The organism is Bifidobacterium sp. UTBIF-68 (assembly GCF_006408855.1).
GTDB lineage: Bacteria > Actinomycetota > Actinomycetes > Actinomycetales > Bifidobacteriaceae > Bifidobacterium > Bifidobacterium reuteri.
This window is the reverse complement of the sequence record NZ_JFAN01000022.1, coordinates 41,487-68,079: the sequence shown is the minus strand read 5'-3', so window position 1 is coordinate 68,079 and position 26,593 is coordinate 41,487. Positions and strand designations below refer to the sequence as shown.

Annotated in this window: 29 protein-coding genes and 1 pseudogene; 16 read left to right on the top strand and 14 right to left on the bottom strand. The window is 59.2% G+C overall.

Annotated features, from left to right (window positions below; genetic code table 11):
• Positions 1 to 203 precede the first annotated feature (203 nt).
• Positions 204 to 1,352, bottom strand: a pseudogene (locus BW14_RS07135) (glycerate kinase).
• Positions 1,353 to 1,487: 135 nt separating this feature from the next.
• On the opposite strand from BW14_RS07135, the gene BW14_RS07130 reads away from it, so the two are divergent.
• Positions 1,488 to 1,910: an SDR family NAD(P)-dependent oxidoreductase gene (locus BW14_RS07130; protein ID WP_219847079.1), complete on the top strand. Its 423-nt coding sequence runs from the start codon at positions 1,488 to 1,490 to the stop codon at positions 1,908 to 1,910.
• 30 nt (positions 1,911 to 1,940) lie between these two features.
• On the opposite strand, the gene BW14_RS07125 is transcribed toward BW14_RS07130, so the two are convergent.
• Genes BW14_RS07125 through BW14_RS07115 form a run of 3 tightly spaced genes read right to left on the bottom strand, consistent with a single transcriptional unit; the run spans position 1,941 to position 7,545 of the window.
• Positions 1,941 to 3,464: an amidohydrolase family protein gene (locus BW14_RS07125; RefSeq protein ID WP_140489859.1), complete on the bottom strand. Its 1,524-nt coding sequence runs from the start codon at positions 3,462 to 3,464 to the stop codon at positions 1,941 to 1,943.
• A 29-nt stretch (positions 3,465 to 3,493) separates the two neighbouring features.
• Entirely contained in the window at positions 3,494 to 6,838 is a 3,345-nt protein-coding gene (locus tag BW14_RS07120) for an FtsX-like permease family protein (protein ID WP_140489857.1), read from the bottom strand.
• 5 nt (positions 6,839 to 6,843) lie between these two features.
• A complete protein-coding gene (locus BW14_RS07115) occupies positions 6,844 to 7,545 on the bottom strand; it encodes an ABC transporter ATP-binding protein (RefSeq protein ID WP_140489855.1) in 702 nt (233 codons plus the stop codon).
• Between the two features lie 142 nt (positions 7,546 to 7,687).
• Here BW14_RS07115 and BW14_RS07110 point away from each other — a divergent pair, with 142 nt between their 5' ends.
• Positions 7,688 to 8,398 (top strand): TetR/AcrR family transcriptional regulator, encoded by a 711-nt coding sequence (locus BW14_RS07110; RefSeq protein WP_223847959.1) that lies wholly within the window; start codon positions 7,688 to 7,690, stop codon positions 8,396 to 8,398.
• 62 nt (positions 8,399 to 8,460) lie between these two features.
• Here the strand turns inward: BW14_RS07110 and BW14_RS07105 are convergent, their stop codons facing one another.
• A complete protein-coding gene (locus tag BW14_RS07105; protein ID WP_044088315.1) occupies positions 8,461 to 9,525 on the bottom strand; it encodes a LacI family DNA-binding transcriptional regulator in 1,065 nt (354 codons plus the stop codon).
• Positions 9,526 to 9,818: 293 nt separating this feature from the next.
• Here BW14_RS07105 and BW14_RS12295 point away from each other — a divergent pair, with 293 nt between their 5' ends.
• Entirely contained in the window at positions 9,819 to 9,947 is a 129-nt protein-coding gene (locus BW14_RS12295; protein ID WP_258185033.1) for a hypothetical protein, read from the top strand.
• Between the two features lie 161 nt (positions 9,948 to 10,108).
• Here BW14_RS12295 and hemW read toward each other — a convergent pair whose 3' ends face one another.
• Positions 10,109 to 11,431, bottom strand: a complete 1,323-nt coding sequence (gene hemW, locus BW14_RS07100) for a radical SAM family heme chaperone HemW (RefSeq protein ID WP_044088317.1) — start codon at positions 11,429 to 11,431, stop codon at positions 10,109 to 10,111.
• A 130-nt stretch (positions 11,432 to 11,561) separates the two neighbouring features.
• Positions 11,562 to 13,442, bottom strand: a complete 1,881-nt coding sequence (gene lepA, locus BW14_RS07095) for a translation elongation factor 4 (protein ID WP_044088318.1) — start codon at positions 13,440 to 13,442, stop codon at positions 11,562 to 11,564.
• Between the two features lie 146 nt (positions 13,443 to 13,588).
• Between lepA and rpsT the strand changes: the two genes are divergently transcribed.
• Positions 13,589 to 13,849, top strand: coding sequence for a 30S ribosomal protein S20 (rpsT, locus tag BW14_RS07090; protein WP_033890964.1), 261 nt, complete (start codon positions 13,589 to 13,591; stop codon positions 13,847 to 13,849).
• A 256-nt stretch (positions 13,850 to 14,105) separates the two neighbouring features.
• Here rpsT and BW14_RS07085 read toward each other — a convergent pair whose 3' ends face one another.
• From BW14_RS07085 to BW14_RS07075, 3 genes are all read right to left on the bottom strand, one after another.
• Positions 14,106 to 14,855 carry a trimeric intracellular cation channel family protein gene (locus BW14_RS07085; protein WP_044088320.1) on the bottom strand — a complete coding sequence of 250 codons (750 nt, stop codon included), beginning with the start codon at positions 14,853 to 14,855 and terminating at the stop codon, positions 14,106 to 14,108.
• A gap of 248 nt (positions 14,856 to 15,103) precedes the next feature.
• On the bottom strand, positions 15,104 to 16,552 hold the full coding sequence (locus BW14_RS07080; protein ID WP_044088322.1) for an RNA ligase: 1,449 nt from the start codon (positions 16,550 to 16,552) through the stop codon (positions 15,104 to 15,106).
• Positions 16,549 to 17,334: a phosphoesterase gene (locus tag BW14_RS07075; protein WP_140463118.1), complete on the bottom strand. Its 786-nt coding sequence runs from the start codon at positions 17,332 to 17,334 to the stop codon at positions 16,549 to 16,551. Before BW14_RS07075 ends, BW14_RS07080 begins: the two co-directional genes overlap by 4 nt.
• Before the next feature lie 1,155 nt (positions 17,335 to 18,489).
• On the opposite strand from BW14_RS07075, the gene BW14_RS07070 reads away from it, so the two are divergent.
• Complete coding sequence (locus BW14_RS07070; RefSeq protein ID WP_140489853.1) at positions 18,490 to 19,854, top strand: tyrosine-type recombinase/integrase; 1,365 nt, start codon at positions 18,490 to 18,492, stop codon at positions 19,852 to 19,854.
• A 3-nt stretch (positions 19,855 to 19,857) separates the two neighbouring features.
• Here the strand turns inward: BW14_RS07070 and BW14_RS07065 are convergent, their stop codons facing one another.
• The 3 genes from BW14_RS07065 to BW14_RS07060 form a co-directional block, all read right to left on the bottom strand.
• Entirely contained in the window at positions 19,858 to 20,427 is a 570-nt protein-coding gene (locus BW14_RS07065) for a GNAT family N-acetyltransferase (RefSeq protein WP_140489851.1), read from the bottom strand.
• On the bottom strand, positions 20,396 to 20,554 hold the full coding sequence (locus BW14_RS11980) for a hypothetical protein (RefSeq protein WP_181162328.1): 159 nt from the start codon (positions 20,552 to 20,554) through the stop codon (positions 20,396 to 20,398). The genes BW14_RS07065 and BW14_RS11980 overlap by 32 nt, the downstream gene beginning before the upstream one ends.
• Positions 20,555 to 20,831: 277 nt before the next feature.
• Entirely contained in the window at positions 20,832 to 21,059 is a 228-nt protein-coding gene (locus tag BW14_RS07060) for a helix-turn-helix transcriptional regulator (RefSeq protein WP_181162327.1), read from the bottom strand.
• A gap of 215 nt (positions 21,060 to 21,274) precedes the next feature.
• On the opposite strand from BW14_RS07060, the gene BW14_RS07055 reads away from it, so the two are divergent.
• The 3 genes from BW14_RS07055 to BW14_RS11975 all read left to right on the top strand — a co-directional run bounded on the left by BW14_RS07055 (position 21,275) and on the right by BW14_RS11975 (position 22,133).
• Positions 21,275 to 21,520 carry a helix-turn-helix domain-containing protein gene (locus BW14_RS07055; protein WP_140489847.1) on the top strand — a complete coding sequence of 82 codons (246 nt, stop codon included), beginning with the start codon at positions 21,275 to 21,277 and terminating at the stop codon, positions 21,518 to 21,520.
• 1 nt (position 21,521) lies between these two features.
• A complete protein-coding gene (locus BW14_RS07050; protein ID WP_140489845.1) occupies positions 21,522 to 21,785 on the top strand; it encodes a hypothetical protein in 264 nt (87 codons plus the stop codon).
• 180 nt (positions 21,786 to 21,965) lie between these two features.
• Positions 21,966 to 22,133, top strand: a complete 168-nt coding sequence (locus BW14_RS11975) for a hypothetical protein (RefSeq protein ID WP_181162326.1) — start codon at positions 21,966 to 21,968, stop codon at positions 22,131 to 22,133.
• Here the strand turns inward: BW14_RS11975 and BW14_RS07045 are convergent.
• Positions 22,127 to 22,348: a hypothetical protein gene (locus tag BW14_RS07045; protein WP_140489843.1), complete on the bottom strand. Its 222-nt coding sequence runs from the start codon at positions 22,346 to 22,348 to the stop codon at positions 22,127 to 22,129. The genes BW14_RS11975 and BW14_RS07045 overlap by 7 nt on opposite strands.
• A gap of 33 nt (positions 22,349 to 22,381) precedes the next feature.
• Here BW14_RS07045 and BW14_RS07040 point away from each other — a divergent pair, with 33 nt between their 5' ends.
• From BW14_RS07040 to BW14_RS07010, 8 genes are all read left to right on the top strand, one after another.
• Complete coding sequence (locus tag BW14_RS07040) at positions 22,382 to 22,687, top strand: hypothetical protein (RefSeq protein WP_140489841.1); 306 nt, start codon at positions 22,382 to 22,384, stop codon at positions 22,685 to 22,687.
• Between the two features lie 160 nt (positions 22,688 to 22,847).
• Complete coding sequence (locus BW14_RS07035) at positions 22,848 to 23,105, top strand: hypothetical protein (RefSeq protein WP_140489839.1); 258 nt, start codon at positions 22,848 to 22,850, stop codon at positions 23,103 to 23,105.
• Between the two features lie 508 nt (positions 23,106 to 23,613).
• Positions 23,614 to 23,991: a hypothetical protein gene (locus BW14_RS07030; protein ID WP_140489837.1), complete on the top strand. Its 378-nt coding sequence runs from the start codon at positions 23,614 to 23,616 to the stop codon at positions 23,989 to 23,991.
• Positions 23,972 to 24,214 carry a hypothetical protein gene (locus BW14_RS07025; RefSeq protein ID WP_140489835.1) on the top strand — a complete coding sequence of 81 codons (243 nt, stop codon included), beginning with the start codon at positions 23,972 to 23,974 and terminating at the stop codon, positions 24,212 to 24,214. Before BW14_RS07030 ends, BW14_RS07025 begins: the two co-directional genes overlap by 20 nt.
• Positions 24,198 to 24,374: a DivIVA domain-containing protein gene (locus BW14_RS11970; protein ID WP_181162325.1), complete on the top strand. Its 177-nt coding sequence runs from the start codon at positions 24,198 to 24,200 to the stop codon at positions 24,372 to 24,374. The genes BW14_RS07025 and BW14_RS11970 overlap by 17 nt, the downstream gene beginning before the upstream one ends.
• On the top strand, positions 24,367 to 25,212 hold the full coding sequence (locus BW14_RS07020; protein WP_258186079.1) for a PD-(D/E)XK nuclease-like domain-containing protein: 846 nt from the start codon (positions 24,367 to 24,369) through the stop codon (positions 25,210 to 25,212). Before BW14_RS11970 ends, BW14_RS07020 begins: the two co-directional genes overlap by 8 nt.
• Entirely contained in the window at positions 25,203 to 25,745 is a 543-nt protein-coding gene (locus tag BW14_RS07015; protein ID WP_140489833.1) for an ERF family protein, read from the top strand. The genes BW14_RS07020 and BW14_RS07015 overlap by 10 nt, the downstream gene beginning before the upstream one ends.
• Positions 25,742 to 26,530: a hypothetical protein gene (locus BW14_RS07010; protein WP_140489831.1), complete on the top strand. Its 789-nt coding sequence runs from the start codon at positions 25,742 to 25,744 to the stop codon at positions 26,528 to 26,530. Before BW14_RS07015 ends, BW14_RS07010 begins: the two co-directional genes overlap by 4 nt.
• Positions 26,531 to 26,593: the final 63 nt, after the last annotated feature.

The following is a 26,593-nucleotide window of genomic DNA, read 5'->3' as shown; positions in this document are numbered from 1 at the left end:
CGACTTTTCCTGATAAGCCGCGCCGGTACTGGACATCTTTATGCAAACATGATTATCCGCTATTGAATGATGGCGGCAACATTGAATGCGGGCATAGTGGATTTGGACGAGATGACCGGCGCCGCCGACAGATCATTCGTCGGCAACAACAGTCAGGACAGCGGACAGATAGGACTGACGGCATCCCTCACAGATATCATCAGCTATTTCCCGCCCAGCATGAGCAGTCGCGTGACCTGCTCCGCGGTACGTTCCACATTCGCCGGAGCATCCTCAAGAAGATCCTGCAAGGTGGCCGCACCGGGAGCGATGCCGAAGATGGCGTCGATGCCGACGGCATGCAGCTCGTCTATGCCCTCGCCCACATGCCCGGCGATAGCAACGACCGGCTTGCCATAGCGCTTGGCGGTCTCGGCCACCCCGGCGGGGGTCTTGCCGTATCGTGTCTGGGCGTCGATTGAACCCTCCCCGGTGAACACCACATCCGCCCACCGGACCGCATCGGGCAATCCCACGGTCTCGATGACGACGTCCACGCCATGACGGAACCCGGCATCGAGGATACCTTTCAACGCCGCACCGATGCCGCCAGCGGCACCGGCACCGGGAACACCGGCCACGTCCACGGACAGCCGCCGTTCGACGATCTCGGCGAAGTGGCCGAGCGCGCGGTCCAGCAGCGCGACATCGTCGGCGGTTGCGCCCTTCTGCGGACTGAACACGGCACTGGCACCCTGCGGGCCGACCAGAGGATTGGTGACGTCGCATGCGGCGATCACCTCGACGTCATGCAGCCGCGCATCGAGCCCCGAGACATCGATGTCGGCCAGTCGGGCGAGCGCCGCTCCCCCGGCCGGCAGCTCGCGGCCTTCATCATCGAGCAGCCGCACGCCGAGCGCCTGAAGCATGCCGGCGCCTGCGTCGTTGGTCGCGCTGCCGCCGAGTCCGACGATGATTCAGGTCGCGCCGTCATCCAATGCCGCGCGGATGAGCTCGCCGGTGCCATATGACGAGGTGACCAGCGGATTGCGTTCGGACGGCGCCAGCAATGCCAAACCGCTCGCCGCGGCGACCTCCACGACTGCGGTCGCACCGTCGCCGAGCAGGCCGTATTCCGCCGTGATGCCCCGACCCAACGGATCGTGAGCCGCTGTCGTCCGCATCGAACCGCCCGTGGCATCGACCAGCGCGCGGGTCGTGCCCTCGCCGCCATCGGCCATGGGCAGCAGGCGGATTTCGGCATCGGGGTCGGCCTTTCGGATGCCTGCCGCCATGGCCTGCGCCGCTTCAGATGCAGTGAGGCTTTCCTTGAACGAGTCGGGGGCGCATACGTATCGGGTGTTTCGGGTCATGGCACCAGCTTATCTATCACATCGCCATATCCCCACCCCGGCAATCCAAAGTTAGCTGATTCACCGCTGATTCACCGCTACCGAGGTCGCAAAAACAATGCAGCTCGCGTGCAAAGACCCGGCAAAGGCGGCGGGATGAGACGTCCAGCACCTTTCATCGAGCCGACATATCCTCTGGCGCGCGGGCTCGTTCGAGGTGATCACAGGCCCGGTCGCCTCGTTCGCGCCGAACCCTGGCAGGCGGTATATGCGGCAAGTAAGGCGCATACGCGCTTCCTCGCACGGGCGTTGCACGAGGAGGAACGCAAGCGCGGCGTGAACGTGCTGCTGATGAGCCCCGGAAACATGAACACCGAAATGAACATGCAGGGCACCTCGACCGGAAAGCTCGGGCGGCATCCCTATCTGAATCTCAAACGAGAGACCGCACGCACATTCATGATGGCCGAACGCGGGCATGCCACCTACACGCCGATGCTGTTCTACAAGCTCTACCGCATATTCACGAAACTCATGCCGAGCGCGCTCGCCGTCAAAGTCACCAGCTTCGAGGACTGATCCGGCCGGCGACTGCCTACAGCCTACAGCCTACAACCGCCGGCCGGTGAAGGCCATGGGCCTGCGATGGGGCGCGACGGCCGTGCCCGTGACCGAGCCGTCGGGTTCGGACACGTCAGCATTGAGGTGGACGGTGAGCGGGCCGAATGGCAGGCGCACGCGAATGTCGAACGAATGCCGCGTCCCGTCGCGCACGCCATCCCGGTAGGATGCCACGATTCCCATGACCTTCGCCTTGCCGTGGAACGAGGTTCGGGTCGCGTCGTCGTAGGAGACGATCACGGGAATCGCGATTACGCCCACCGGCGAGTTGAGCCGCGCGTCGTAACGGGCGGTGAGTGCCGGGTCGTCGCCGGGGTCGGGCGCAAGACGCGCGGCGGCGGCATCACGAACGGCTCCGGCTATCTTTGGGGCGGCCTCGTGCGGCGGAACAGGCACGCGCACGGCCACATGCCTGCGCGGGAAGAGATCGTGCAAGAGCCGCACATGCCACCGTCCGTCCCGCTTCACCGCGACATTCCCCGCGGGTTCGGAAGCCGCCCTGACCAAGGCCGGGATCCCCGCGAGCTTCGGGTTGATGGCGAGCGCGTTGCCGGTGAACGCCATGCGCTTCTGCTCCTCGGTGAGCTTGTCGGTTCCCTCCAGCGCCCGGGCCTGGCCGAGCACGGCCTCGATGGGCGTGTAGGGGGTGTCCGACCCGTACAGCAGGTGGGTGTCTGGCACATTGCGTAAAAGGTCGGCTAGCTGCTTGGGCTCACTGAATCCGGCGAGGTCGTAATACACGTGGGACATGGCGTCCATATAGTCGACACGGCGGTCCGGGTCAGCGAAGCGCAGCATGAACGCAAAGCTTTCGAACCGGTCGGCGAGAATGGAAACGAACGCGCCGGCGTGCGGTATCACCCAACGGATGCTCGGGAACTTGACGAACGTGTCCTCCAGCACCATGTTGGTGAAGGCCCGCGTGGTTTCCACGAAGTACTCGAAAGCAGGAAGGGACAGGCCCTCGCATGCGCCAGGCACGGACACGGGCGGCGCGGTGGGGTGGACGATCACCATAGCGCCACGATCGTCCAGTTCGCTCATCACCGGGTCGAGCCGGGGGTCGCCGAGGTACACGCCGTGATGGTTGGTCGTCAGTCCCACGCCGTCAGCCTTGAGCTCGTCGAGCGCGCGCCGGGCTTCCGCCGCGGATGCCTCGGCCCACGGCAGTGGTAACGTGGCAATCAGACCGAACCGGGTTGGGTCCTCGGCGGCGATCGCCGCTCCCTGGTCGTTGATCTTCCGGGCCAGCCGCAGACAGTCGTCCACCTGCGGCAGGAAGACGTTCGGCGAGGAAAGCTCCAAATGCGCGTAGGCGATACCGAGCAGGTCCATCTTGTCGCGCTGCCAGTCGGGAGTCCAGTAGTCGGGCGTGGGATAGCCGTCCGGGTTGCCGGGATAATGCGCACGCAGGAATTCCAGGTACGCAGGCGGCAGGTAGTGCGACTGGAAGTCGACCTTGCCGCAGAAGCGCAGCGGAGCGGCATCATTCGATTCGACCGGATGGTTCATAGGTTTTCCTTTCTTCCTCTATTTCCGGCTCATTCCACGCTCTTCAACGCACCGAGCATATCCACGTCCTTGAGGCGGCGCCAGACCACCCAGCCGAGCATGGCGAGCACCACGACCACCACGGCAAGCGGCACGGCGAACGCAGACCAGGCGAGGGCCGGGTCGAACATGACCTCGTCGGGCGGCACCTCGGTGATGATGTAACGGTGCAGGACGGCCCCGAACCCGTATCCCGCCAACACGCCGAGCACGGACAGGATGATCGTTTCACGATAGATATACATGGTCGTTTCCCCGGTATGGAAGCCGAGCACCTTGATGGTGGACAGTTCGCGAATGCGTTCGGACACGTTGAGGTTGGTGAGGTTGTAGAGAATCACCACCGCAAGCAGCGCGGCCACCAAGATGAGCACCTCCATGATCTGGTCTAGCGAGTCGACGATCGTGGCCACCTGGTTCCTCATGGTGATGTTCTGCACCACGCCCTTGACCCCGTCCACAGTCATAAGGTCAGCTCCCTGCCTGTTGGCGTTGTCCACGGACGAATCCTTGAGACGGACCATGTAGGCGTTGGACTGGTAGTCGGCGTGGAACGCGCGACCGTAGCCGCCGGAGGACATGAACATGAAGTGGCCGATGTACATTTCGGTCACGCCGTCCACGCGCACCTTGCGCTCCGTGCCGTCGGGATCCGTCACGGATATGGTGTCCCCGGCCTTGGCACCGAGCATGTCCGCCATGCGTTCAGAGATGATCGCGCCTCGGTCGGTCAGGACCTGCGGGTCGTGCGAGACACGGTCGCGCAGGGTGATGTAGTCTCCGAAGTTGTAGGCGTCGTCGGTGACGATGAGCGTGATCGTCTGCTTGTCGCCCTGTTTGCCGGCGGTGGTGGTGAGCTCCTCGTAGCGGATTGGCGCGGATTGGTCGATCGCCCTGTTGCCGTCATCCCCGTCCGCCGGGGCGACGGCCTTGGATACGGCGTCGCGCTGGTCCGCGTTGTTGTCTGATTTCTCCGCCACGATCAGGTCATAATGAATTATGCCGCCGAACTGGTGCTCGCCGATTTGGCCGATCGACGCCTGTACGCCCAGTCCCGCGGTGAGCAGCGACACTGCGCCGGCCACGCCGAAGATGGTCATGAAGCCGCGAGACTTGTAACGGAATAGGTTGCGGGCCGTGACCTTACGGGTGAAGTTCAGGCGGTCCCACACGGGCGTGATCCGCTCGAGGAAGATCTTCGAGCCCTTGGCGGGAGGCTTGGGCAGGAGCAGCGCGGCGGGCCTCTCCTTGAGCTCGCGGGACGCGGCGATCCACGCGGGTGCCACGGCGCTCGCCCATGCGAGTAGGAACGCGGCGGCGGTCACGCCCGGATGGAAGTGCAGCTCGATGCGTGGCATGGTGAATCCGGAATCATAGGCGTGGTAGACGATGAGCGGCAGGATGGTGTGCCCGGCCGCCACGCCCAGAATCGTGCCGGCCGTGGAGGCGGAGAAGCCGTAGACGAGGAATTTCTTCATGATGTCCGCGTTCCCGTATCCCAACGCCTTGAGGGTGCCGGAATTGGTGCGCTCCTCATCCACCATGCGGCCCATGGTGGTGAACGTGACCAGCGCGGCCACAAAGTACAGGAAGATCGGGAAGATGCGCGCGAGTTTCATGACGATGTCCGCGATGATCTCGTACACGCGGTATCCCTCGGAGGTGAGTCCCTCGCGCCGGCCGTCGATCGAGTACGCGGGCACTTCGAGAGTGTCCACCTTTTCGCTCGCCAGTTTGATCTGACGTTCCGCGTCGGCGATCTTCTTCTCGGCCTCGGGCTTGGCGTCATTGAATTCCTTGAGCTTCTGGTCGTATTCGTCCTCGGCTTTCTCGAGGTCGCGCTGGCCTTGGATCATCTGTGAGGCGCCGTCGGACGCCGATCCGGATGCGGCCGTGGAGACGGCGTGCCCGAGTTCGGTCTGCTTGGATGCAAGCAGTTTTTGGGCTTCCGCGATCGCGGCCGCGTTCTTTTGGTACTCCTCGGATCCCTGATCGAGCTTGGCGGCCCCTTCGTTGAACTGTTCAAGGCCGCTGTTGTATTGGTCCAGCATGGCGTTGTACGTGTCCGCGGCCGTGTTCCAGTCGGCGAGCGCCTGATCGTACCGCCCCTTGAGACTTTGGTATGCCGTGCCGGTTATCCCGGTTTTCTCCCATGAAGCGAGGAGACGGCCAGTGGCGTCGAGCGCAATCTTGGAAGCGTCAAGCGCCGTGCGGGCCGCGGTAAGCTGCTTGCCGGCCTCGTTGAGCTGGAGCCAGGCGAGTTCGAGACTGCCCTGGCCCTGATTGAGTTGCTGTGCGCCGGCGGCGAGCTGGGTTTGGGCGGCGGAGAGCGTGGAGTTGGCGGAAGCGATCTGCGAGGTTGCGCCGGCGAGTTCGGCGGCCGCGGAGGATGCCTGGTCGACGGCGTCGAGCTGGCCTTGGGTAAGCTGGTCCTTGCCGGATTCAATCTGCGCCTTGGCGTCGTCGAGCTGAGTTTGGGCGTCCGTGAGCTGCTGTTTGGCGTCGTCCACCTGCTCCTGCGCCTTGGCGATCTGCTCGCGCCGTTCGGAACGGATGGAGTCACGGCGGGCGGCGGGCTGGTTGGCGAGACGCCGGGAGAGCATGGTCTTGTGATCTTGCACGCGGTCGCGGTAGGCGTCATCCCAGTAGTTCAGTCCGACTGTGTCCTCGAAGGTGACGCGGCCGATCATCGCCACGGATGAGTCGAACGTGCCCGCGGTGACCACGGCGTATCCGTCGAGTTCGCCGGATCCAGCGGTGGACTGCCCCATGTTGAGGTTGGAGACGGTGTCGCTGGCTTCCACGAAGCCGACTACGGTGAAGTCGGTCCGTCTGAGCACGGTGTCGCCGGCGATGTCCGGCAGTTCGGTCACGCGGATGGAGCTGCCCACGGCGAACCGATCACGCTCCCCCGAGTCAAGCGCGATCTCCCCGGCCGCTTGCGGTAGTCGGCCCTCCACGACCTCATAGGTGGAGACGGTCTCGGGCAGCGAGTGGATACGAAGGCTGTAATCGCTGTCCGCGATCGTCACATCCTTGAAGTAGCCGAATTCGGCGTCCTTCACTCCGGCTGTTCCACGAATGATCGCCTCGTCGTCGGCGGTTAGGCCGTAGTCGCTGATCACGGTCACATCCGCAAGATTGTGCTCGTCGTAGAACGCGCGGCCTGTGGCCCGCATGTCGGGCGCGGTGGCGAACAGACCCACGAGGGCGAACGATCCTAGGGCCATGAGGCTCACGATGGAAGCGAACCTCCCCTTGGATTTGGCGAGGGTGGCACGGATGTCGCGCCACAGCATGCGTTTGCGAGGTCTGCGAAGCCTGCGAGACGTCATAGCGCTCACCATTCCAAGTCCTCGATGTCCATGGGGTGCTCGTTGACCTCGATGGATTTAACTCGCGCGTCATGCATGTGGATCACGCGATCGGCGATGGGCGCGATGGCGGAGTTGTGGGTGACGATCACCACGGTGGCGCCCTTGACGCGGCTCTGGTCCTGCAGGATGCGCAGCACCTGCTTGCCGGTGTTGTAGTCGAGCGCACCGGTCGGCTCGTCGCACAGGAGAATCTTGGGGTTCTTGGCCACAGCGCGGGCGATGGCGACGCGCTGCTGCTCACCGCCGGAGAGCTGCGCCGGGAAGTTGTCGATGCGGTCCTTCAGCCCCACATCCACGAGCGCCTGAACCGGATCCTGCGCATCGCGCACGATTTCGGAAGCGAGTTCGACGTTCTCCCGGGCGGTGAGGTTGGCCACGAGGTTGTAGAACTGGAACACGAACCCTATATCGGTGCGGCGGTAGTCGGTCAACTGCCGTGCAGTGTAGTTCGAGATGTCCTTGCCGTCGATAATCACCTGCCCCTCGCTGTTGGTGTCCATGCCGCCCAAAATGTTGAGCACAGTCGATTTGCCGGCGCCGGACGAACCGAGGATGATTGCCAGTTCACCCTTCTCGATGCCGAAGCTCACGTCGTTGTTGGCGACGATAGTGGCGTCGCCCATATGGTAACGCTTGAAACTATGCATCATTTCAATGTAGGCCATCGATACCACCTTCCTTTGAATAAACAACATGTTGATTTACTGCCATGATGATAAAGACGGCACAAAAGCCATGTCAACGAACGATTTCTGCCATTCTGTTCAAATTGAACAGTCCCATAAAATCCGTTCATTATGGCATTAAATGAACAACATGTTGATAGAATCTGTTGTAGATTGCTATGATTCCGCAATAGCCGATCACACAACTCAACTCATACTTGAGGAGAAGCCCATGACATCCGCAACAGGCAAACGCAATACGAAAACCGAAGCCAAGATCAAGTCCGCATTCACCACGCTGGTTAAGTCGAAAGGTTTCGAAGCGATGACCGTCAGCGATATCGCTCGAACCGCAGACATCAATCGCGGCACGTTCTATATGCATTATGTCGACAAGTTCAACCTGCGCCAACAACTCATCAACGACACCATTGACGATTTGACGCGCATTCTCGTCGAACGCGTCAATCCAACCGAACCAACGATCAGTCAAGCCGGCAAATCAGTCGTTGACGTATTTCAATCTCAATCCATCGCCAAAGCACTGCAGTATGTGAAAAACGACTATGCATTCTTCGACGCGATATCACAATCCGGCAACGATATGTCTCTTTACGAGCGCTTCAAGGACGTGCTCAAGCGACTCATCATCACGCAAGCGAAACACCGAGACTCCGAACCACAAACCATCTACAACGGCATTCCGGCCGACTATGCGATGGAAATTCTCGTCTCCGCCGTCGCCTCTATCGTCTGGCTGTGGATTCGACGAGGATGCAAAGAATCCCCTGAGGAAATATGTCTCATCATCGAACGCAACAAAACCACTGCGCCGGCGGACATTCTGTGGTGACTGCACTCGCGCCCAGGTCTGGCACATCGCGCTGTCATGGTGGTGCCATGTGGGACCCCCGCTCACCGTGACCCATGGCTCGTATTCTTCGACGGATTCAACGGCGTGCGCTCGGAGGCACGCAGGCACGGACGGCCCTGCACCACCTCGATCTGAGCGGGCGGCGGCTCCTGGCCGTTGCGCTGCGCCTCGATCTGCCCATACAGCATGCGGAAGGCCCGCTCCCCCATCTCATGGAAATTCTGGGTGTAGCTGGTGAGCGCCGGTTCCCACATGGCATCGAAACGCATATCATCGAACCCGACCACGCTCACATCATCGGGGACCTTCCGTCCCGCCTCGCGCAGTCCCTTCATCACTGCGATGGCGATTTCATCGGTTGCGGCGAAGACGGCAGTCACGCTTCCCCGGGAACCCAATGTCTTGCCGGCCGTAAAGGCGGCGTCAAGATCGGCGAATGGCACCAGTACCGGATCAGGCACCTCGACACCACGTTCGGCGAGCGCGTCGCGCCAGCCGTTCGAGCGTGAATTGTCACCGGCATCCTGATCCCAGGCCACATGGAATACGGTCTTATGCCCCAAGTCGAGCAAATGCATGGTCATCCATCGCCCACCATCACGCTCGGCGTTAATCACCTGATAGTCGCCATCGCCGAAGCCTCCGCCGACGACCACCGCGGGAATGTCCTTCGGCAGCCGCTTCAGCGCCTCAACACCGGCCCAGCCATACTCGTAGACGATGACGCCCGCCGGCCGCACTGACAAGCCCATACGCACTCGAGCCTCGACCGACCCCATGTCCGACTCGTCCAGGGACACGATGTTGAGCAGGAACCGTTGCATGCGGGCGGCAGACTCCACACCATGATTGGTGGCCGAAGTCGATACCTCGTCAGGCTTTGACGCGAACACCGTCACGATATCCATCTCGCGGTTCGACAAAGCTCTGGCGGCGACACTCGGCTCATAGCCAAGCTCTTCGATGGCTCGGGCGATGCGCCTGCGCTTCTCCTCCGTGATGCCCGCCGTGCCGTTGAGGAAACGAGACACCGTCGGGGCGGAGACCCCGGCAAGCTTGGCGACATCCTTGATCACCGGCCGTTTGCGCCCAGCACTTCTCGCCATCTCCTACTGCACCTCTCTCTAGCACTGTTGCATATGGCCAACTGGTTCAACAGTACAATGTCATCGACACAATGACAGCCCAGCTTTTGTTCGCATTCTTAGCAGCACAATTGAAATCAATATCGAACCGGTTAGATTGAGGCGGCAGTAGGAACAGCGGGATTCTGCGCGAAACGCCGTAGCGTCATGCATCACTTGCCTTGCGCCCGCTATTACGCTATTCTGAAACCGGTTTCAAAAGAAGCCAACAATCATCAAAGCCCTGTGGCTTTGACCGACGAAAGGAAACGATTATGTCTTTCAAGGATTCCGTGATGCGTGGTCTCGCTCTGTACGGCATCAGCTCCATGGCCCAGTCCGGCATGGCCAATGGCAAGATCATGGCCGACGTGCTCAAGGACGTCGAGAAGAACGCCCGCTGAACGTCAACCCCCATGCTGGCGAATAAGCTACAAACCTATTCTTCAGCTGGGCACAAGACAATACGAATAGAAGACTCGATAATTCAACATCCGGCTATGAACCGGAATAATTGAAATATCGGACAAAGGCGTCCGCTTTTTCTTTTTTGCATGCTGATCGATCACATACCCGCCAGATCGAAGAACCGCTCTATGAGCATATCGTTGAGCAATCGTCCTTTGCGTGTGGGTATCACCCTATGCCCCTCACAGACAATCAGCCCTTCGTCAATCAACGGATGCAACTGGTCCACGACTATGGATCGCAGTATCGACGACGTCTTCCCCACCGGTTTCGTGGCGTTGAATTCCTCGATTTCGTGGTTGATACGGCCGAGGTCGAGGCCGTCACGGATGCGCAGTCCCAACATGATGAGCTCTTCGAGGTTTTCCTCGGGAGTGATTGCCTCACTGCCGCCCCATGGTATGTGACCCTCGTTGAGCGCGGTGCCCCACAGTCGTGGATGGGCAATGTCCCAGGCCCGCAGGGCGTTCATGACCACGGTCTGTTCCCTCGGTTGGGCGGTCGGGAACTCCATCTCTCTCCCAGTCAGCTTCGCTGACAGCCCCCTTGTCAGAGGAGGCCGACCGGACACATCGGCGCGCGCATTGTAGTGCGAATGCGCGCCGGGCCCGAGGCCCGCCCAGTCGACGTTGCGCCAGTAACCAAGATTATGGCGGCTTTCGTAGCCGGGGCGTGCCCAGTTCGAGACCTCGTACCATCCGAGACCGGCTGCGGAGAACAGGTCGTCAGCGATCTCGTATTTGGCGGCCTCGTCGTCGTCATCCGGTTTCGACAGCGCGCCGGCGGCGATGCGACGCCCCATCTTGGTGGTGGGTTCTACAGTAAGCGCGTATGCGGAGATGTGGTTCACGCCAAGGTCGATGGCGGTGTTGACCGACGTGCGCCAATCGTCGAGGCTCTCCCCCGGCGCGCCGTAGATGAGGTCCACGCTGGAGCGCAGACCGAACCTGTTCGCGGCGCGCACGCCGGCCTCCACGCTGGCGGGCGTGTGCGTGCGGTCAAGAGTCTTGAGCACATGCGGCACCGCCGACTGCATGCCGAAGGAGATGCGGGTGAAGCCGCCCTCGGCGAGCTTGCCGATGTAGTACTCGTTGACGGTGTCCGGATTGGCTTCGGTGGTGATTTCGGCATCGGGCTCAAGACCCCAGATGCGCCGAATCGCCTCGAGCATGGCCACCAGATCATCTGCGGAGAGGATGGTGGGCGTGCCGCCTCCGAAGAACACGGTCGACGCCGACGGTTCGTCAATGCCGTGCTCGAGCTGCCATGCGCGCGTCAGCTCCATCTCGCGGATGACCATGTTGGCATAGTTGCCGCGCGAGGCACCTGCGCCGAGATCCACAGCCGTGTACGTGTTGAAATCGCAATACCCACAACGACGCAGACAGAACGGCACGTGGATGTATATTTCGTAGGTCATATACGTGTTACTCCCCTCAGTCAGCTCCGCTGACAGCTCCCCTCAGAGAGGAGAGCCAGGAAATAATGCTCGGCTACCACCTCACTCAGGCTTCGCCGGGAGTCCCCTCGTCAGAGGGGGCTCCTCACAATCAGCCTTCCGTCTTCTGGGCGGCGCGGATCTTGTCTTTGGTGTCGCGGTCGTTGGCGTCCTCATCGGTGGACAGCGCGGCGATGAACGCCTCCTGTGGCACCTCCACATGGCCGAGCATCTTCATACGCTTCTTGCCGGCCTTCTGCTTCTCGAGCAGCTTGCGCTTACGGGTGATGTCGCCGCCGTAGCACTTGGCGAGCACGTCCTTGCGCAGAGCGCGGATGTTCTCACGGGCGATGATGCGCGAACCGATGGCCGCCTGAATCGGAATCTCGAACTGCTGGCGGGGAATCAGGCCACGCAGCTTCTTGGTCATCATCACGCCATAGCTGTATGCCTTGTCGCGATGCACGATGGCGCTGAACGCGTCCACCTTCTCACCCTGGATAAGGATGTCCACCTTGACCAGATCGGCGGACTGCTCGCCGTCCTCGTGGTAGTCAAGCGAAGCGTATCCCTTGGTGCGGGACTTGAGCTGGTCGAAGAAATCGAACACGATCTCGGCCAACGGGATGCGGTAGTGCATCTCCACGCGGTCGGTGGAGAGGTATTCCATGGTGCCCATGATGCCGCGGTGGTCCTGACACAGGTCCATCACCGAGCCGATGAACTCCTTGGGCGTGATGATGTCGGCGGCCACCATCGGCTCGACGATCTTCTTGATCTTGCCGTCCGGGAACTCGCTCGGATTGGTCACATGGTGTTCGCTGCCGTCTTCGGCGGTCACATCATAGGTGACGTTGGGAGCGGTCTGAATCAGATCCAAACCGAACTCGCGCGACAGGCGTTCGTTGACGATCTCCATGTGCAGCAGTCCCAGGAATCCGCAGCGGAAGCCGAAGCCCAGCGCCACCGAGGTTTCCGGGGTGTACACCAAGGCGGCATCGTTGAGCTTGAGCTTGTCAAGCGCGTCGCGCAGCTCCGGGAACTGGGCATTATCTATAGGGAACAGACCGGCATACACCATCGGCTTGGGGTCGCGGTAGCCGGGCAGTGGTTCTGTCGCCGGGCGGACTGCGGAGGTCAGGGTATCGCCGACTTTGGATTGGCTCACATCCTTCGCTCCGGTGATGATGTAGCCGACCTCGCCCGCACCCAGCGCCTTGGTGCGCGTCATGTCGGGGCTGATCACACCGATTTCGATGGGATCGTGGGTCATGCCGATACCCATCATGTGCACCTTCTCGCGGTCGTGCAGTTCGCCATCCTCCATGCGGATGTAGGTGACGATGCCACGGTAGGAGTCGTACACGGAATCGAAGATCAGCGCACGGGCGGGCGCACCCGGGTCACCGTGCGGGGCGGGGATCTCCATGACGATATGGTCGAGCAGATCGGCCACGCCTTCACCGGTCTTGCCGGAGACGCGAAGCACATCGCTCGGCTCACAACCGATCAGACCGGCGATCTCCTCTGCGTGTTTGTCCGGTTCGGCGGACGGCAGATCGATCTTGTTCAGCACCGGAATGATGGCCAGGTCATGGTCGAGTGCCATATACAGGTTGGATAGGGTCTGTGCCTCGATGCCCTGGGTGGCATCCACGAGCAGCACGGCGCCTTCGCAGGCGGCCAGCGCTCGGGAAACCTCGTAGGTGAAGTCCACATGCCCTGGGGTGTCGATCATGCCGAGCGTGTATTCAGTACCGTCGAACGTCCAAGGGACACGCACAGCCTGGGACTTGATGGTGATGCCACGCTCCTGCTCGATGTCCATGCGGTCGAGGAATCGGTCGCGCATCTCACGTTCGGGCACGATGCCGCTCAACTGCAGGATACGATCGGCCACAGTGGATTTGCCGTGATCGATGTGCGCAATGATGCAGAAGTTACGAATTAAGGACTGATCGGTGGAACCCGGCTGATTGTGTTGGACGACCAACGCATTCCTCCTCTTGGCATATACTCAAACTTCACCTAGTGTAGCCGAAGGACTGTATTCGGCGTGGCATTGTGCAAGTTTTTCCGGGGCCTATGCTATCCTCATACTTTTGTATGTCCTTGTAAAACACATCGTTTGGAGTAAACGTGGCAAACATTAAGTCGCAGAAGAAGCGCGTGCTCACCAATGAGAAGCGTCACCTTCGCAACGTGGCTGTGAAGTCCGGCCTGAAGACCGCTATCCGCGCCACTCGCGAAGCCATCGCCGCCGGTGACAAGGCTGCCGCCGAGGCCGCCTACAAGGTCGCTGCCCAGAAGCTCGACAAGGCTGCTGGCGCTGGCGTGATCCACAAGAACCAGGCCGCCAACCGCAAGTCCGGCCTCGCCGTCGCGATTAACGCCCTGTGAGCATAAACCTGTATTAAGGTTCATCGACAGCCCTGTAGTCCATCGGATTGCAGGGCTGTTGCATATCCATTGCCCTGTCCTTGCCTGTCCCGCTTCGCCGAGCGAAAGGCACAACCAAGCCTGCTGATAAAACCTCATCATGCGTGCGCTGACTGGCTGTCAGCGCACGCATGATGAGATAAGGGGCCATCAACCCTCAGAAAACGTACGCCACAACCTGCGCCGGCACCTACACTGCACCGCACAAGGATAGTGATTACTTGACTGATTCGCCGTGCTCATCGTCGCCGCTGGCATGCGGGTGAATCACCGGGCGCTTCAGATACTTGTCCTCCCCCGGCAGATAGACGTGCTGCCGAGGCATCGCACCCGGCATAGTGACATTGAATGCCACGGAGAGCAGACGTATCGTGACCACGATGATGACGATGAGCACATCGAGAATCATCTCCGAACGCATGTCGAACCAGCCATACCGCACTCCCCTCCACACCAGCACGGTGAGGAGGCAGCCGATGAAGGACGGCACCGCATACAGATGCTTGTCACGGATGATCATGGGCACGTCGCCGATGAAAATGTCACGAATAAGGCCGCCGGCAAGCGCGGTGAACATGCCGAGAAACACGGCGGTCATGCCGGACATGCCGTATGCGAGGGCTTTCGCAGTGCCATTGACCGCGAAAAGCCCAAGTCCCAACGCGTCGATGACGGTCATGGTCCATTTGAATTTCTTGACTTCCGGATGGGCGAACACCACTATGACGCCGGAGAACAGCGTAGTCAGCACATAGCCTTTATCGGTGATGCCCACAGGCGGCAACGCGCCGAGCATCACATCACGGAACAGACCGCCGCCGAGCGCGGTAAGCCAGCCGCACAGCATGATGGAGAAGATGTCATAGCCCTTCTGGATAGCGGACAAGCCTCCGGATAGCCCCCAACACATGATGGCGAGGTACTCGATGCCGACGAACACCATGTTGGATTCCAATGCCACGTGCATGCCTCACTCCTTCTCATCCGCTTCGAGCCGGGCGAATAGCCCGAATACCCCACCGCTCGCATCGGCCTAGGGCCGTAACGAGCGTACACCCAGCAGTGCGCGAGGCCGCACAGGCAACACCCCGGAGGCAACACCGCGTCGCGAATGCCACAGTGTCAACGCCACGTCGCGAGCATCACGGTGGGCGCGCGCCGATGATTATTGGCCCGTCGCGCACCTGCCGGGCCATGGGCAATGATTCCGCCCCGTCAGCCTCGTCCGAGCAGGCGCAGGATGTCGCCGACCTTGGTCATGTCGACGTCACGTTCGCCGAATATCTGGCGCCGATAGGTCAGATCCATGTCGTGGTCATGCGCATAGTCGATTACGGCTCGCACCAGATCAGCGGTCTCACCGCTCTTGTTGATCGGCCGGCCCCGCAGCACGACGCGCTGCAGCAGCGGACGCAGCGACTTGACCAACCGGTAACGTTCGGACTTCACCTTGACCATCCAACCATCGGCGAAATACAGTACGACTCCCTCACGGTCGGTTCGTCGCGCATCATCGATCGCCTGCGCCACCTCCTGCGAAGTATTGCATACCGCCACCACTTCAGGCTTCGCAAAGCCGCCAGCAGAGGCGAACTCCGGTTCATGGCCGTAATCGATGGAGAACGTTTCCTGATTGCGAATCAGATGCAGCATCCGCAGTCCCGAACGCTCATATCCGACGATATGACGATCCGATTCCACATCGATCACCTCGAAAGCGGCGGTGACGTTCCACTCATGAAGCAGTTGCCACAGCCGTTCGCGCACAGTCGGATCGGACGGGAACAGGCGTTCGATCAGCGCCGAATAATCGGTCTGACCGGACTTCGACCAGAACCGGAACCGTCCCCGCTCCCCTGCGGCGCCCACCAGACCAAGGAAACCGTTCTCCTTACGCTCCACCCGAACCGGGAAAGCGCCGGGATGCTCGTCACCATAGGCGACCACCTTGTCGAACGCGGTCTGCTCGGTCTCGTCCACGGCGAAGAACTTCTCGAAACCGCGCTGCACCACGCGGCCCTCATCGTCGACGAACAGGCCGCGCGCATTGATCGTGCGCTCGTTCCACCGCCCCTTGCGGAAGGCTTCCGACGTGAAGTTGCAGGCGAACACGTCCCTCTCGCCACGCACATGCATGACCCGAACATACGGGTCGGCATGCATGCGCTCCAACAGGTTGCCATTCGGGTCACCAGGCGTAAGAGGACGGAACATAACCACATGGAATCGCTTCCATGACTCGCGAATATAATCCTCCGGCACGCGGTTCTCTTCGTCCCTTTCGGCATTGCGCCGTAACAGCTCCTCCAGCGGCACGTCGAAGTCCCGGGTCTCCCACAAAGCGCCGTGCAGCACCGCGAGGCGCGCCAGCTCGTTCGCGTATGCGGGATTCGCATGCTGGGCGTCAGCCACCACATCCCAGCCGGCATCCAATGCATCGGCGATCATGTGCCGGCCCATCGACACCACCAGATCCTCGAAACGCCTGCCATACTTGCTGCGCATGCGTTCACGGTTCTGGGCCGCCCCGGCGATCATCAGTCGAATCGCATCGAGCGAAACCACACAATGCGGCCACGTATTGGCCGGGTCTTCCGCCCATTGCCGCGCCCACGTCGACTTGCCGGAGGCCGGAAGCCCGCGCAGAATAATCAACTTCGTCATAAGCCCTCCCTATCTACCGATGCTGACGCTGATACTGTGTTCTGCGGCACAGTGTCCTCTGGCACTGTGTTCCGCAGCGGTTCGCGGAACCAGTCGACGACCTTCGTCTGCGAAACCGGAAACAGATCCCATGCGTCAAGCCCGACGTTCACAGATTCCGGGCGGGCTCCCGTAGGCGAAAGCTGATGCGTGTGCCCATACAACAGCTTCCGACCATCGAACGGCAGAGCCTGATCATGGAATCGCGCCTCATCGTCGGGCCAGCCGTATGCGAGGTCCTCCCTGTACGGGAAATGCGACAAGTTGACCGTCTCCATGTTGTCCGGATGCGACTCGTCGAATCCCTCCAGCTTCACCACACCGTTCGGATCAATGCTTTCGAACAGGTTGAGCGCGGGCTTGTCCCCCATCCACCAGTCGTCGTGATTACCGATGATTGCATGCAGGTGACGGCATCGCAGTTCGCGGAGGCATTCCTTGAGATGATTGAGGGATGTGCGGTAGCCGATGTCGCCGAGGATCCACAGTTCGTCATCCTCGCCGACAAGCGCGTTGATGTTGGCGATGACCGCAGCATCATGCGCATCCGTATCAGCGGCCTTGCGGAAATTGAGCCGCGAATCCTCCAGGACGATCTGCTTTGCCCAGCCCTCTGCGGCCTTGCGTCCCTGCTCACGAAGGATTCGCGCGTACTGTTCGCGCCCCGGATCGAACGTGGTGAATCCGCGCAATACGGTGACAAGCGGGTGTCCGAAATGCGTGTCCGTGGTGAAATACTTCATGTTGTGCTCCCTTGTGTTGTGCTCTGTCGTGTTGGCTCTCTGTTATGTTTCCTTGATGGCGTTGGTTCCTATGCCGGACGCACGTAACGCTGTGTGCCGATTCGCTGATCCTGATCGGTGTCGCTATGTGTATCGCGGGGTAGGCTGAGACATCGGGCTGCGGATTCTCATCGGCTGTTACGTGACTATAGTGCGACTGCAGTGTGTGACTATGCTGCGTCATCCTTTTGCGCATTCGATGATGCGCTGGATTCCCAGCCGCTGCCTGCAATCACCTACGCCGGAAGCCTATGATGCATAGCTCATGCCACGATTTGGCAGATTGGCTACGGTCAGCAGGCGAAAGCGCTTGAAGATCGCAATGCTGCAGTATGCAAGGCAGTCGATTGGCGCAGCCGCAGATTCTGCTGAACCGGATACAGCTGTTTTTCGATATGCCTGAGCGGCGTCGCCAGCACATTCTGTCGGCGCCACATGCGACCAAGCCCAGTCGCGAATGCAAACATATCAGTGTGATTCATAACGATGCCCACCATAGGGCACAAGCACCGCAGCAGTCAAATCCGCGACGACGACATCACATGACGGACCAGCGTAATGTGACAAGTAGCATGTGCACATGGCCATAACAGCCACGCCATGATGGACGTCGATCCAAACCGGCAATGTGAGCCCGATTCTACTAGTCGCAACGTGGGGCTTAATCCCAGTCCCTCCGCTTTCCTCGAGGGAGGGTCTGGCGGTTTTCTCGTATCCGATTCCGATGTCGGTTAGCAAGTTTGTTGCTAACAATTGCTAATATCGCTCGGACACAATGTTATTTGACGCCCCGACATGGCCGAACAGGAGGTGCGGAGGCGTCAGTTTGTTGCCCCTTGTTGACACTTCGCCGCAAAAACAGGTTCTGAACACTTGTCCGCATATGCGAGACCCCTTGGAACCATTGGGATTCCAAGGGGTCTTAGAACGGATGTTCTACGCTATGCTAGCATACCTTCCACGTTCACTTGTATATGGTACAATCGTTGGAACGACGTCGCAGGAATGGCGGAATTCCAACGATTATCGGTTACCAATATGTTGATGATATAGTGTCAACAGTTAAATGTTTGTTGACACTTGTTGACACTTTTCCCCGGATTAGAGGAGCCTGACATGCCTAGACAGAGAAGAAACGGAAGCATCTACCCGATACGCCAGACCTACCAGCACAGACTCAAGGACGGCACCATCAGGACATACGAACGGTGGAAGGCCAAGGTCAACGGCAAGTGGGTCACGGCGAAGACCTACAAGGAGTGCGATGCGAAGATCAAGGCCAAGCTCGAGGAGCGCGGCCAATGGGGCATGAACGCGGACAAGCGCATCACGTTGGCCGACTATGCGCGCCAATGGTTCGAGCTGAAGCAGGCGGAGCTGGCACCCGCCAGCATCGATTTGTACAAGAGCGTCATCAGACGGCATATCAGCCCCCACGGGGACATGCCATTGGCGGATGTGACGCCGAGCATGGTGAAACGCATGCTGTCGAACCTGAGGAACGTGGACGGCACCCCCGCCTCGTTTGAGCGGCGCATGAGCGTGTACGGCGTGCTGAATCAGGTGTTCAAGGCGGCTGTCGCCGACCGGCTCATTCCGACGAGCCCGGTCACGTCGGATGTCCGTCCGAAAAGGCCGAAGACTCGCATGGGCGCGGTCGTGGCGGTCGAATCACGGGACGGTCGGAGCGGCGAACAGCATCGTCACGCGTTCACCCCGGAGCAGATGCGCGCCATGCTCGAAGCGTCCTCTGAGGATATCGTCACCGGGGCGCGGCAATGGTGGCGGCTGTTGACGGGCATGAGGCAGGGTGAGATGCTGGGTGCCACGCTGGATGATCTGGAATTGTGGCGCGACCCGACGTTGGAGCAGGCCGGTGGTCCTGAAGTGTGGGTGGGCAAGTATACGGTCAACTGGAAGCTGGAGGAGCTGAACCGTATGCACGGCTGCGGCCAGCCCGACAAGGGCGTGTATCCGTGCGGGGAGCGTATGCCGTCCCGGTGTCCGCACGCCATGTGGCTGGTGCCCGAAGGCTATGACATGGTTCACCTGTACAAGCGGTTCGCGTTGACTCCCCCGAAATCGCATAGGGGGAAGGTCGTGCCCATCATCCCCCAACTGGGCGTCGTATTGCACAGGTATCTGGAAGCCGTGAAAGACATGCCGAACCCGTATGGGCTAGTGTTCCGTGAACCGGACGGCAGGCCGATAGACGCCTTGGATGACAGGGCCCTGTTCCGTGACCTGATGAAAAAGGCGGGCATCCCCGACTACGGGCACCGGTATGTGCATGAATGCCGTAATTCCGTGGTGAGCCTCCTGTTCTCCATGGGCGTGGACGCGGGAATCATCCAACGCATCGTCGGACATTCGTCGCTTGCCATGAGCGAGCATTACCGCACCGTGCCCATAGAAGATTTGATGCACGGCATGGAGACCATCGGGGACAGGCTCGACCTGAAACAGATCGAATGGCAGTGACCTTCAGTCGATGCCGGAGAACCCGAATCGCATCCAACGATGATATTCAGTGGCTTCGGGGTCCTCCCCCATGTCCATGAAACCGTTGCGCTCGAACAATGCCATGCTTGCGGAGTTCATCGGGTCGATACGAGCGCCCACCGCGTCCTCCCGGCCTGTCAGCTCATGGTCTTCCTTGAGGACATGCATCGCGTGTTTGAGAGTGAAGTCACCGAACCCGCATCCTTCGGCGTCCAACGACCGGGCGATGTATCCGATGACATACGATCCGTTCGCGTCGTGTTTGGTTCCGCCGATGATTCCGAACCAGACGAACGAGAATATCCTGTCGTCGCCTGAAATGTCGGGGCTTACGCAGATGTGCGCCCACTCGGATTCGGGGTGTCGGCATTTGCGGAAGTCCCGTATGGTGGTCTGCACTTCCAGCTCCCACGGCGCATAGTAGGTGCCGTGCTTTTTCACAGCGTATATGGAATCGCCGCCCTGTAACGGGGCGGCGCATTTGAATCCCTGGAGTCTTTTCCGATAGTCCGGCGAGACTTCAATCCACCGGCAGTCCGTTGTGCTGCTCATATTTCTCCCGCGCGACCTTCAGGAAGTCTTTGTTGAAAGAGCGTTCCAGCGATCTCCAGTATTCGTCCTGCGTCAGGTTGCGGCCTGTCGGCGCGGTCGGATGCAGGATGGCGTTCTTATCATCCATGACAGGCTCCTTTCTTTCGCGTGAATATAGGCAGTGAAGCGAGACAAACCGCGTGGGTTGTGTCGTTTGTTCGATTGCGTGCTTCCCGTATCGGGTGCATAATCATAGTCATGTACTCGAACATTTGTTCCAGTCAGAGCGACGCCGACCGGTCGTGTTGACGACGGCAATGGAACAATTGTACGAGCGCAGACAATGAGAGAGGGTCCGCCACTCCCTGTCAAGAACCGGCGAACCCTCAGCATTGCCCCATATCACGAAAGGATAAGAGCATGAACTAGTCTATATCAGCCTCCTTAGAAGAGATTCCGCGAGCCAAATCGACAAGCGCGAAGCCGTTCGAGTATCCGAAGTACTTCGCCAGCGCGTCTATTTCATCGACGTTCCAAGGTGCTAGCCCCTTGATTCTGAGAGACGCATAGGATTGAGATTTTCCTATGATGTCTCCCACTTGCGTCTGGGATAGTCCGCGCTTGTCGATTAGCCCACGGATGGTATCAGCCATCACTTTTGTTATCCCGCTGGTTTGCGGCAGATCAGAATTTCTAACCATATACACAAAGCTAACTCAAATGCGTTTATTTTGCAACATATGTATTAAATAAGGCGGGTCGCCTTGGAATCATTGGCGACACGCTTAGCTCTATTGAGTTGACGTATCTCAATTTCTCTAATACATTTGTAGTCAGTTAACGCAAATGAGTTAAGAAAGGAGCTGATATGAGCAGGATGAACCCAGCTATTTCAGCGGCAATCAAAACTCAAGCAACCCGCGTCAATGTAGAGCTGGTTTCCCTCGCGGAAGCCCTTGGAATGAGTAGGTCCTCCCTCTACTACCGCCTTAACGATAAGAAGGCATGGGACATCGGGGAACTTGAAACGGTGGCCCATGCACTGAAGCTGCCTAGCGCATGGGAGCTACTTGAGCTTGCTGAGACTGAGCGTCGTTTGGAAGCGGTGGCGTGACATGAGCGGTGAAAACAGAGAAGCTCCCTCGCTTGAAGAAGGAAAGGTCACTGTGGAAATCGAACCTGACCTTCGCGAGTTCAGAAGCTTCATGCTTGCCCTCACGGCACTCATTGACAAGTACTGGCCTGAATCAGCCCACGCGGGTGAAGCTGATGGGAGCGCCCGGAGTCCAGAAGAACTCTCGTACACCAACGGCAGTCCCAACGGAATCTACACCGTCACCAACCGGGAAACGAAAACCGACACCACCACCGCTGACTGAGACCTTGTTCAACCTGACGCGGAAATCATTGTACTGACCGTCAGTCAATGGACCGTAATCCTCACCGTTGAAGTGAATCATCCAACTCATAACAATCACCTCCCTCCTATGAATCGAGCTAACAATGCATAACACTAATCCTCTAGCTGAGACTGAGCGTCGATTGGAAGCAGTGGCGTGATGAACGGGAAAACGTTGACGGCATTGTATGCCACGAGTATCCGTCTTCTGGGATACGGCATCATCGCCGTGGGACTCGGAGCCTCACTCTACACCTACCTGAAAATGCTTGCCCGGCTCGATGAAGCCGAACCGGACAAGACATGGGAACTACTCAAACATCAGTAAACCCTAACAGGAGCCTGCCGCGGCTTGTCCAACACATACCAGTACGGGACAATACGCGGGTTCACGGTCAGAGACACGTCAGCATGATCGACTACCACATCAACCCTGACATGCTTCTCCCCCACGAGGGCATCGGAAAGCTCCGACTCCAACGTTTCCACATCCACCGTTTCAGCCAAGTCAAACGACTTGTCACCAAGAAACAGTTTCCTCATAATCCACCTCCCTTCCTATGAATCGAGCCGATAATGTGCAACAACCCTACCGGACACAACATCGCAACCTACACGATCAAAATAAAACCGAATGTAGCAAAACTCAAACTATTCCTCGATGACGTAGCTAAGCTCGCCGACCACTACTGGCCCGACGCAGTTGAAGACAACCCCGACCTCGAACAGCATGAAACACTCGGCAACGCCAAAACAGAACTGCTCACAGCACTCACTGAATCGTTGGGTCAGTCGATGGATTATACAAAGCGTCTGCAAGCTCAGGTCGCTGTACTCTCACAAGAGCTTCAAGAGCTGAAATCCTCTTCTCGAGAATCCTGATCTGGGCTGAATAGTTGGCGGAAAGAGCGCTCAGCGATTTCATCATCTTCACCAGTTCAGCATATTCATCATTCTGTCGCATTGAACCATTCTTCCTTCCGGGTTTGGCGTGTGGTTTGGCGATTACAAGCCTAACCCGGAAGGCATTCAAGGAGACGCTATGAACGTCCACCAATATGGCCGGCACTATTCCGGCTACATCCACCCACAGCCGGACGACTGGGAGCATCGCATGACCCGTAAAACCATATTCTGGCTGACCATCATCATCCTCTGCATCATATGGTTGCTCACACACGAAGCATGCCGACACCCAGTGGAAAACGGCGTGGCGGCTCTCACAGGCTTCATACTCGCACCACTCCGACTAGCCACCATGCTTGACGATTACAGCACGGACGACGAAACGGACATCTGATTCTTCCCGCATGGCGTGGAAAACCATACGGGCCAAGCGGAAGGAAAACCGTAAACCCACGTGATAACCGAACAAACCATTGGAAACCGGTGTTTGACCATACTGATTTCCCCTCGCCCCCACCACCATTGCCGTCAAACGCAACCCCCGGTGGAAGCGAGGGCATGGGCTGGCAGGCTTGCCCCAGGTACGCAGATCACGCTTCTCGTCATGGCGTGGCAAACGTCTGGAGACCCGGTTCGATTCCGGCGCAGTCCACTGAGGTTCACGTCAACGCCACCTGCGGAGGTTTCTTTCCTCACTTGGCTTCCGACGCGGGAACGATGGCCGGGGAGACCCGGCGTGATTTACGGGTCTGTGACACGGCCAGCGTGAACCTCCATAACTGCATAACTGAATACCGTCATCGGATGCTTCCCGGAACACTCCTTACAGGGGGTTTCGGGCTGGCTTTGCGACCGAGAGGCGGGACAACCAAGAAAACACATATATATAAGGAGTGGTTCCGATGACCGCATTACCCCCGGGCGAACAGCTCGAATTACTGGACAAGGCGAAGAACCTGCTGCCGACAGCGGAGTTGGAGCAGCGGGCAAGACACATCCTCGACGAATACACGAGCCTAATCAAACCCGAACCCCCCGCACGCAAGGAACCCCGGCTGACCATCAGCAACTTCCTACGCTCCAAAGGCTTCGAACCGATGAAAAGGAACGCGCTCGCGTTCGGTACGAGGCTCGCGGAGAACTACAGGACGTTGCATGGCGGATACCCGGAGAAGTATCAGCGGGCGTTCGTCTACTACGAGTCGGACCGTCCGTTGATGGAGGAGACGTGGCAGGAGCAGGAGAAGGAGGCGGAGCCTGTTGAAGGACATGTTGATTGAGTTCCGGGAGTTCGCGGACAGGCTTATCGACTGTCTTGACACCGTGTATGCGAACGACGAGGAGGCCGCACGGTTCCTGCATGTGGGAGACACGTTCTTCCGCAAATGGTACAAGCCGTACTGCGGTGTGAAACAGGGCCATTACAAGACGTACCGGCAGAGCGAACTGTTGGCGCGCAGGGAGCAGCTTCGATTGGAGATGTCGAATGTTGCTGACGCCTGATGACGTGCGACGCAAGACGTTCACCTCGTTCACGGGCCTGTTCCGGCCTGACTCGTATGACGCCGACGAGGTTGACATGTTTTTGGACGAGGTGGAGACCTCGTTGACCGTATTGGGTTTGGAGTTGGCCCGGTTGAGAAAGGAGTTGTCCAATGGGTGAACTGTTGAGCATGAGTGACCGTGAGTATTTCGACAGTCATGCCATCGACCAGACCGCGTTGAAGAAATACTTGGTGAGCCCGAAATGCTTCGCCGCGTATCTGACCGGTGCGCGTGAACCGAATGCCGTGTTGGAGTTCGGGAAGGCTGCGCACAGTCTGATTCTAGGCTCCGGGCCCATCGTGCTGGTGAAACCGAACCGGCGTACCAAGGAGGGCCGCGAAGAATATGAGAGTCTTCTCTCCGAAAATGAGGGTAGGGACATCTGCTGGGTGTCCGCCGACGACAAGACCGCATTGCGCCGTATGCGCGAGGAATGCGATTATTTCAGCACCTTGCCGGGCAAACCGGAGATGGCGTTGTTCGCTGACGACCCTGATACCGGCGTCGAACTGAAAGGCAAGGCCGATTGGCTTCCCGACATGCCCGACGAGGACGGCGTGTACCGGATACGCGACTACAAGACCACGGGCCATTCTCCCCTCGAATTCGAGAAAAGCGCATGGCAGTTCGGGTATCACATTCAGGCCGCGTTCTACATGCGACTGTACAGGCTTGTCACCGACTGGCATGGGCCGTTGGGTTTCGAGTTCATCGTGCAGGAGAAGACGGAACCCTACGACTGGATGGCATGGCGGTTCGACGAGCAGAGCCCGGAAATCGGGTTGGCATACCAGCAGATAGACCACGCGTTGCAGGGCATCGCATGGTTCCTGAACAACAAGGACAACCCGGTGGACGCGATGCGCTCATACGGGTTGGACAAGACCCCATGCCCTATTGCCTTCCCTGATTGGAAGCTGCTCGAACTTGAGGTGGAGGTTGAATCATGGCGGTAGTGAAGAAGACCGTGAAAGGCGGGAGAGGCAATTACGCTGACCTGGCTTCGCTCGTCGCCTATGCGAACGACGAGCTTCATGTGCGTGTCCGTTGGGCGACGGTGTATCTGGGTGACCGGTTGCATCAGGCGACGCAGGTCCAGCAGGACGGCAAGTGGAGTGAGCCGTTGTGTCCCATTCCTGTGGAGACCGGTTCGGGCAATGGTTTGACGGTCATGCAGCAGTTGGGTTCCGCGTTGACGTATGCGCGACGCTACAGCCTGTGTGGCGCGTTGGGCATCGCCACCACCGATGACGACGGTCAGACCAGTGGCTACCGGCGACGCAACGTGGAGCGTATGACCGACGACCAGCAGGCCACCATAGACCGGATCCTCGCTGAAACCAATACGCCTCCCGGCAGGGAGAACAACCTGTTGAGCAACGTGCTTCAACGTCCCGTCGCCTACGGCACGTTGAGCATGACGGACGCGCGACAGGTCATCGAATCATATGAAGCCAGCAAAAAACAACATAAGGAGGACAAGCAATGAAAACGTCGGAGAAATGCCGTGAGGTCCCGTTGGACGAGGCTCGTGTCGGCCTGTGGGTGAAGTTCAATCTCACTGAACCCGTGAAGGATGATGACGGTGTGGTTCAATTCCAGCCGGGCGTGCATGTTGGCCGGTTGGCGCGCATCGAATTCAATGATTCCGCGATAGACAGTTTGGCTGGTTTCCTCAGCGCGCTCGCCTACGACGAGCCCAGTTTGGGCATCAAGGATAAGGAGGGGTACGTGTGGCCGTTCCTCTACCATGTGGACGGCCAGATCAAGGTGGACGGTCGTGTCACCGACCTGCACGTCTACCAGCAGGAGCCCAACAAACCGGAGGATACCGTTGAACCGGAGGAGCCTGCGAACAGCAAGGACGCTCGCATCGAGGACATCCAGCCGGGCGATTACGTCAGCTTCGGTTCCGATCTGGCCACGGTCACAGGCGTCGTGGAAACAGTGGTGAAGGATATGGGAGACGGTCATTTCGTCAAAGTCAAAGACTTGGGCATCCCGTATCTGTTGGGCGGCGATAACGGTTATGAGCTGCGTTCATGCTACAGGCCGAAGCATGAGGAGGAACTGCCTACGGAGCCGGGCTTCTACAAGGCTCGGACGGGCAGCGTGTGGAAGTTTGACGGCAGACTGTGGACGCCGATTCTCGACCATGAGGGGAATCCAGCGCCCGCATATCCGGCTCCCACAAGGAAACCGAAGCAGTTCAAACAGTCCAGTGTGAAGATGAATCGTTTCCCGTTCACCCGCGTGGAGGTGACGTTCGAGTGACGTTCAACAGGATAGCGGGCTGCACGTGCGCCCGTTGCGCCGGTGGTATCGGGGAATGCCCCG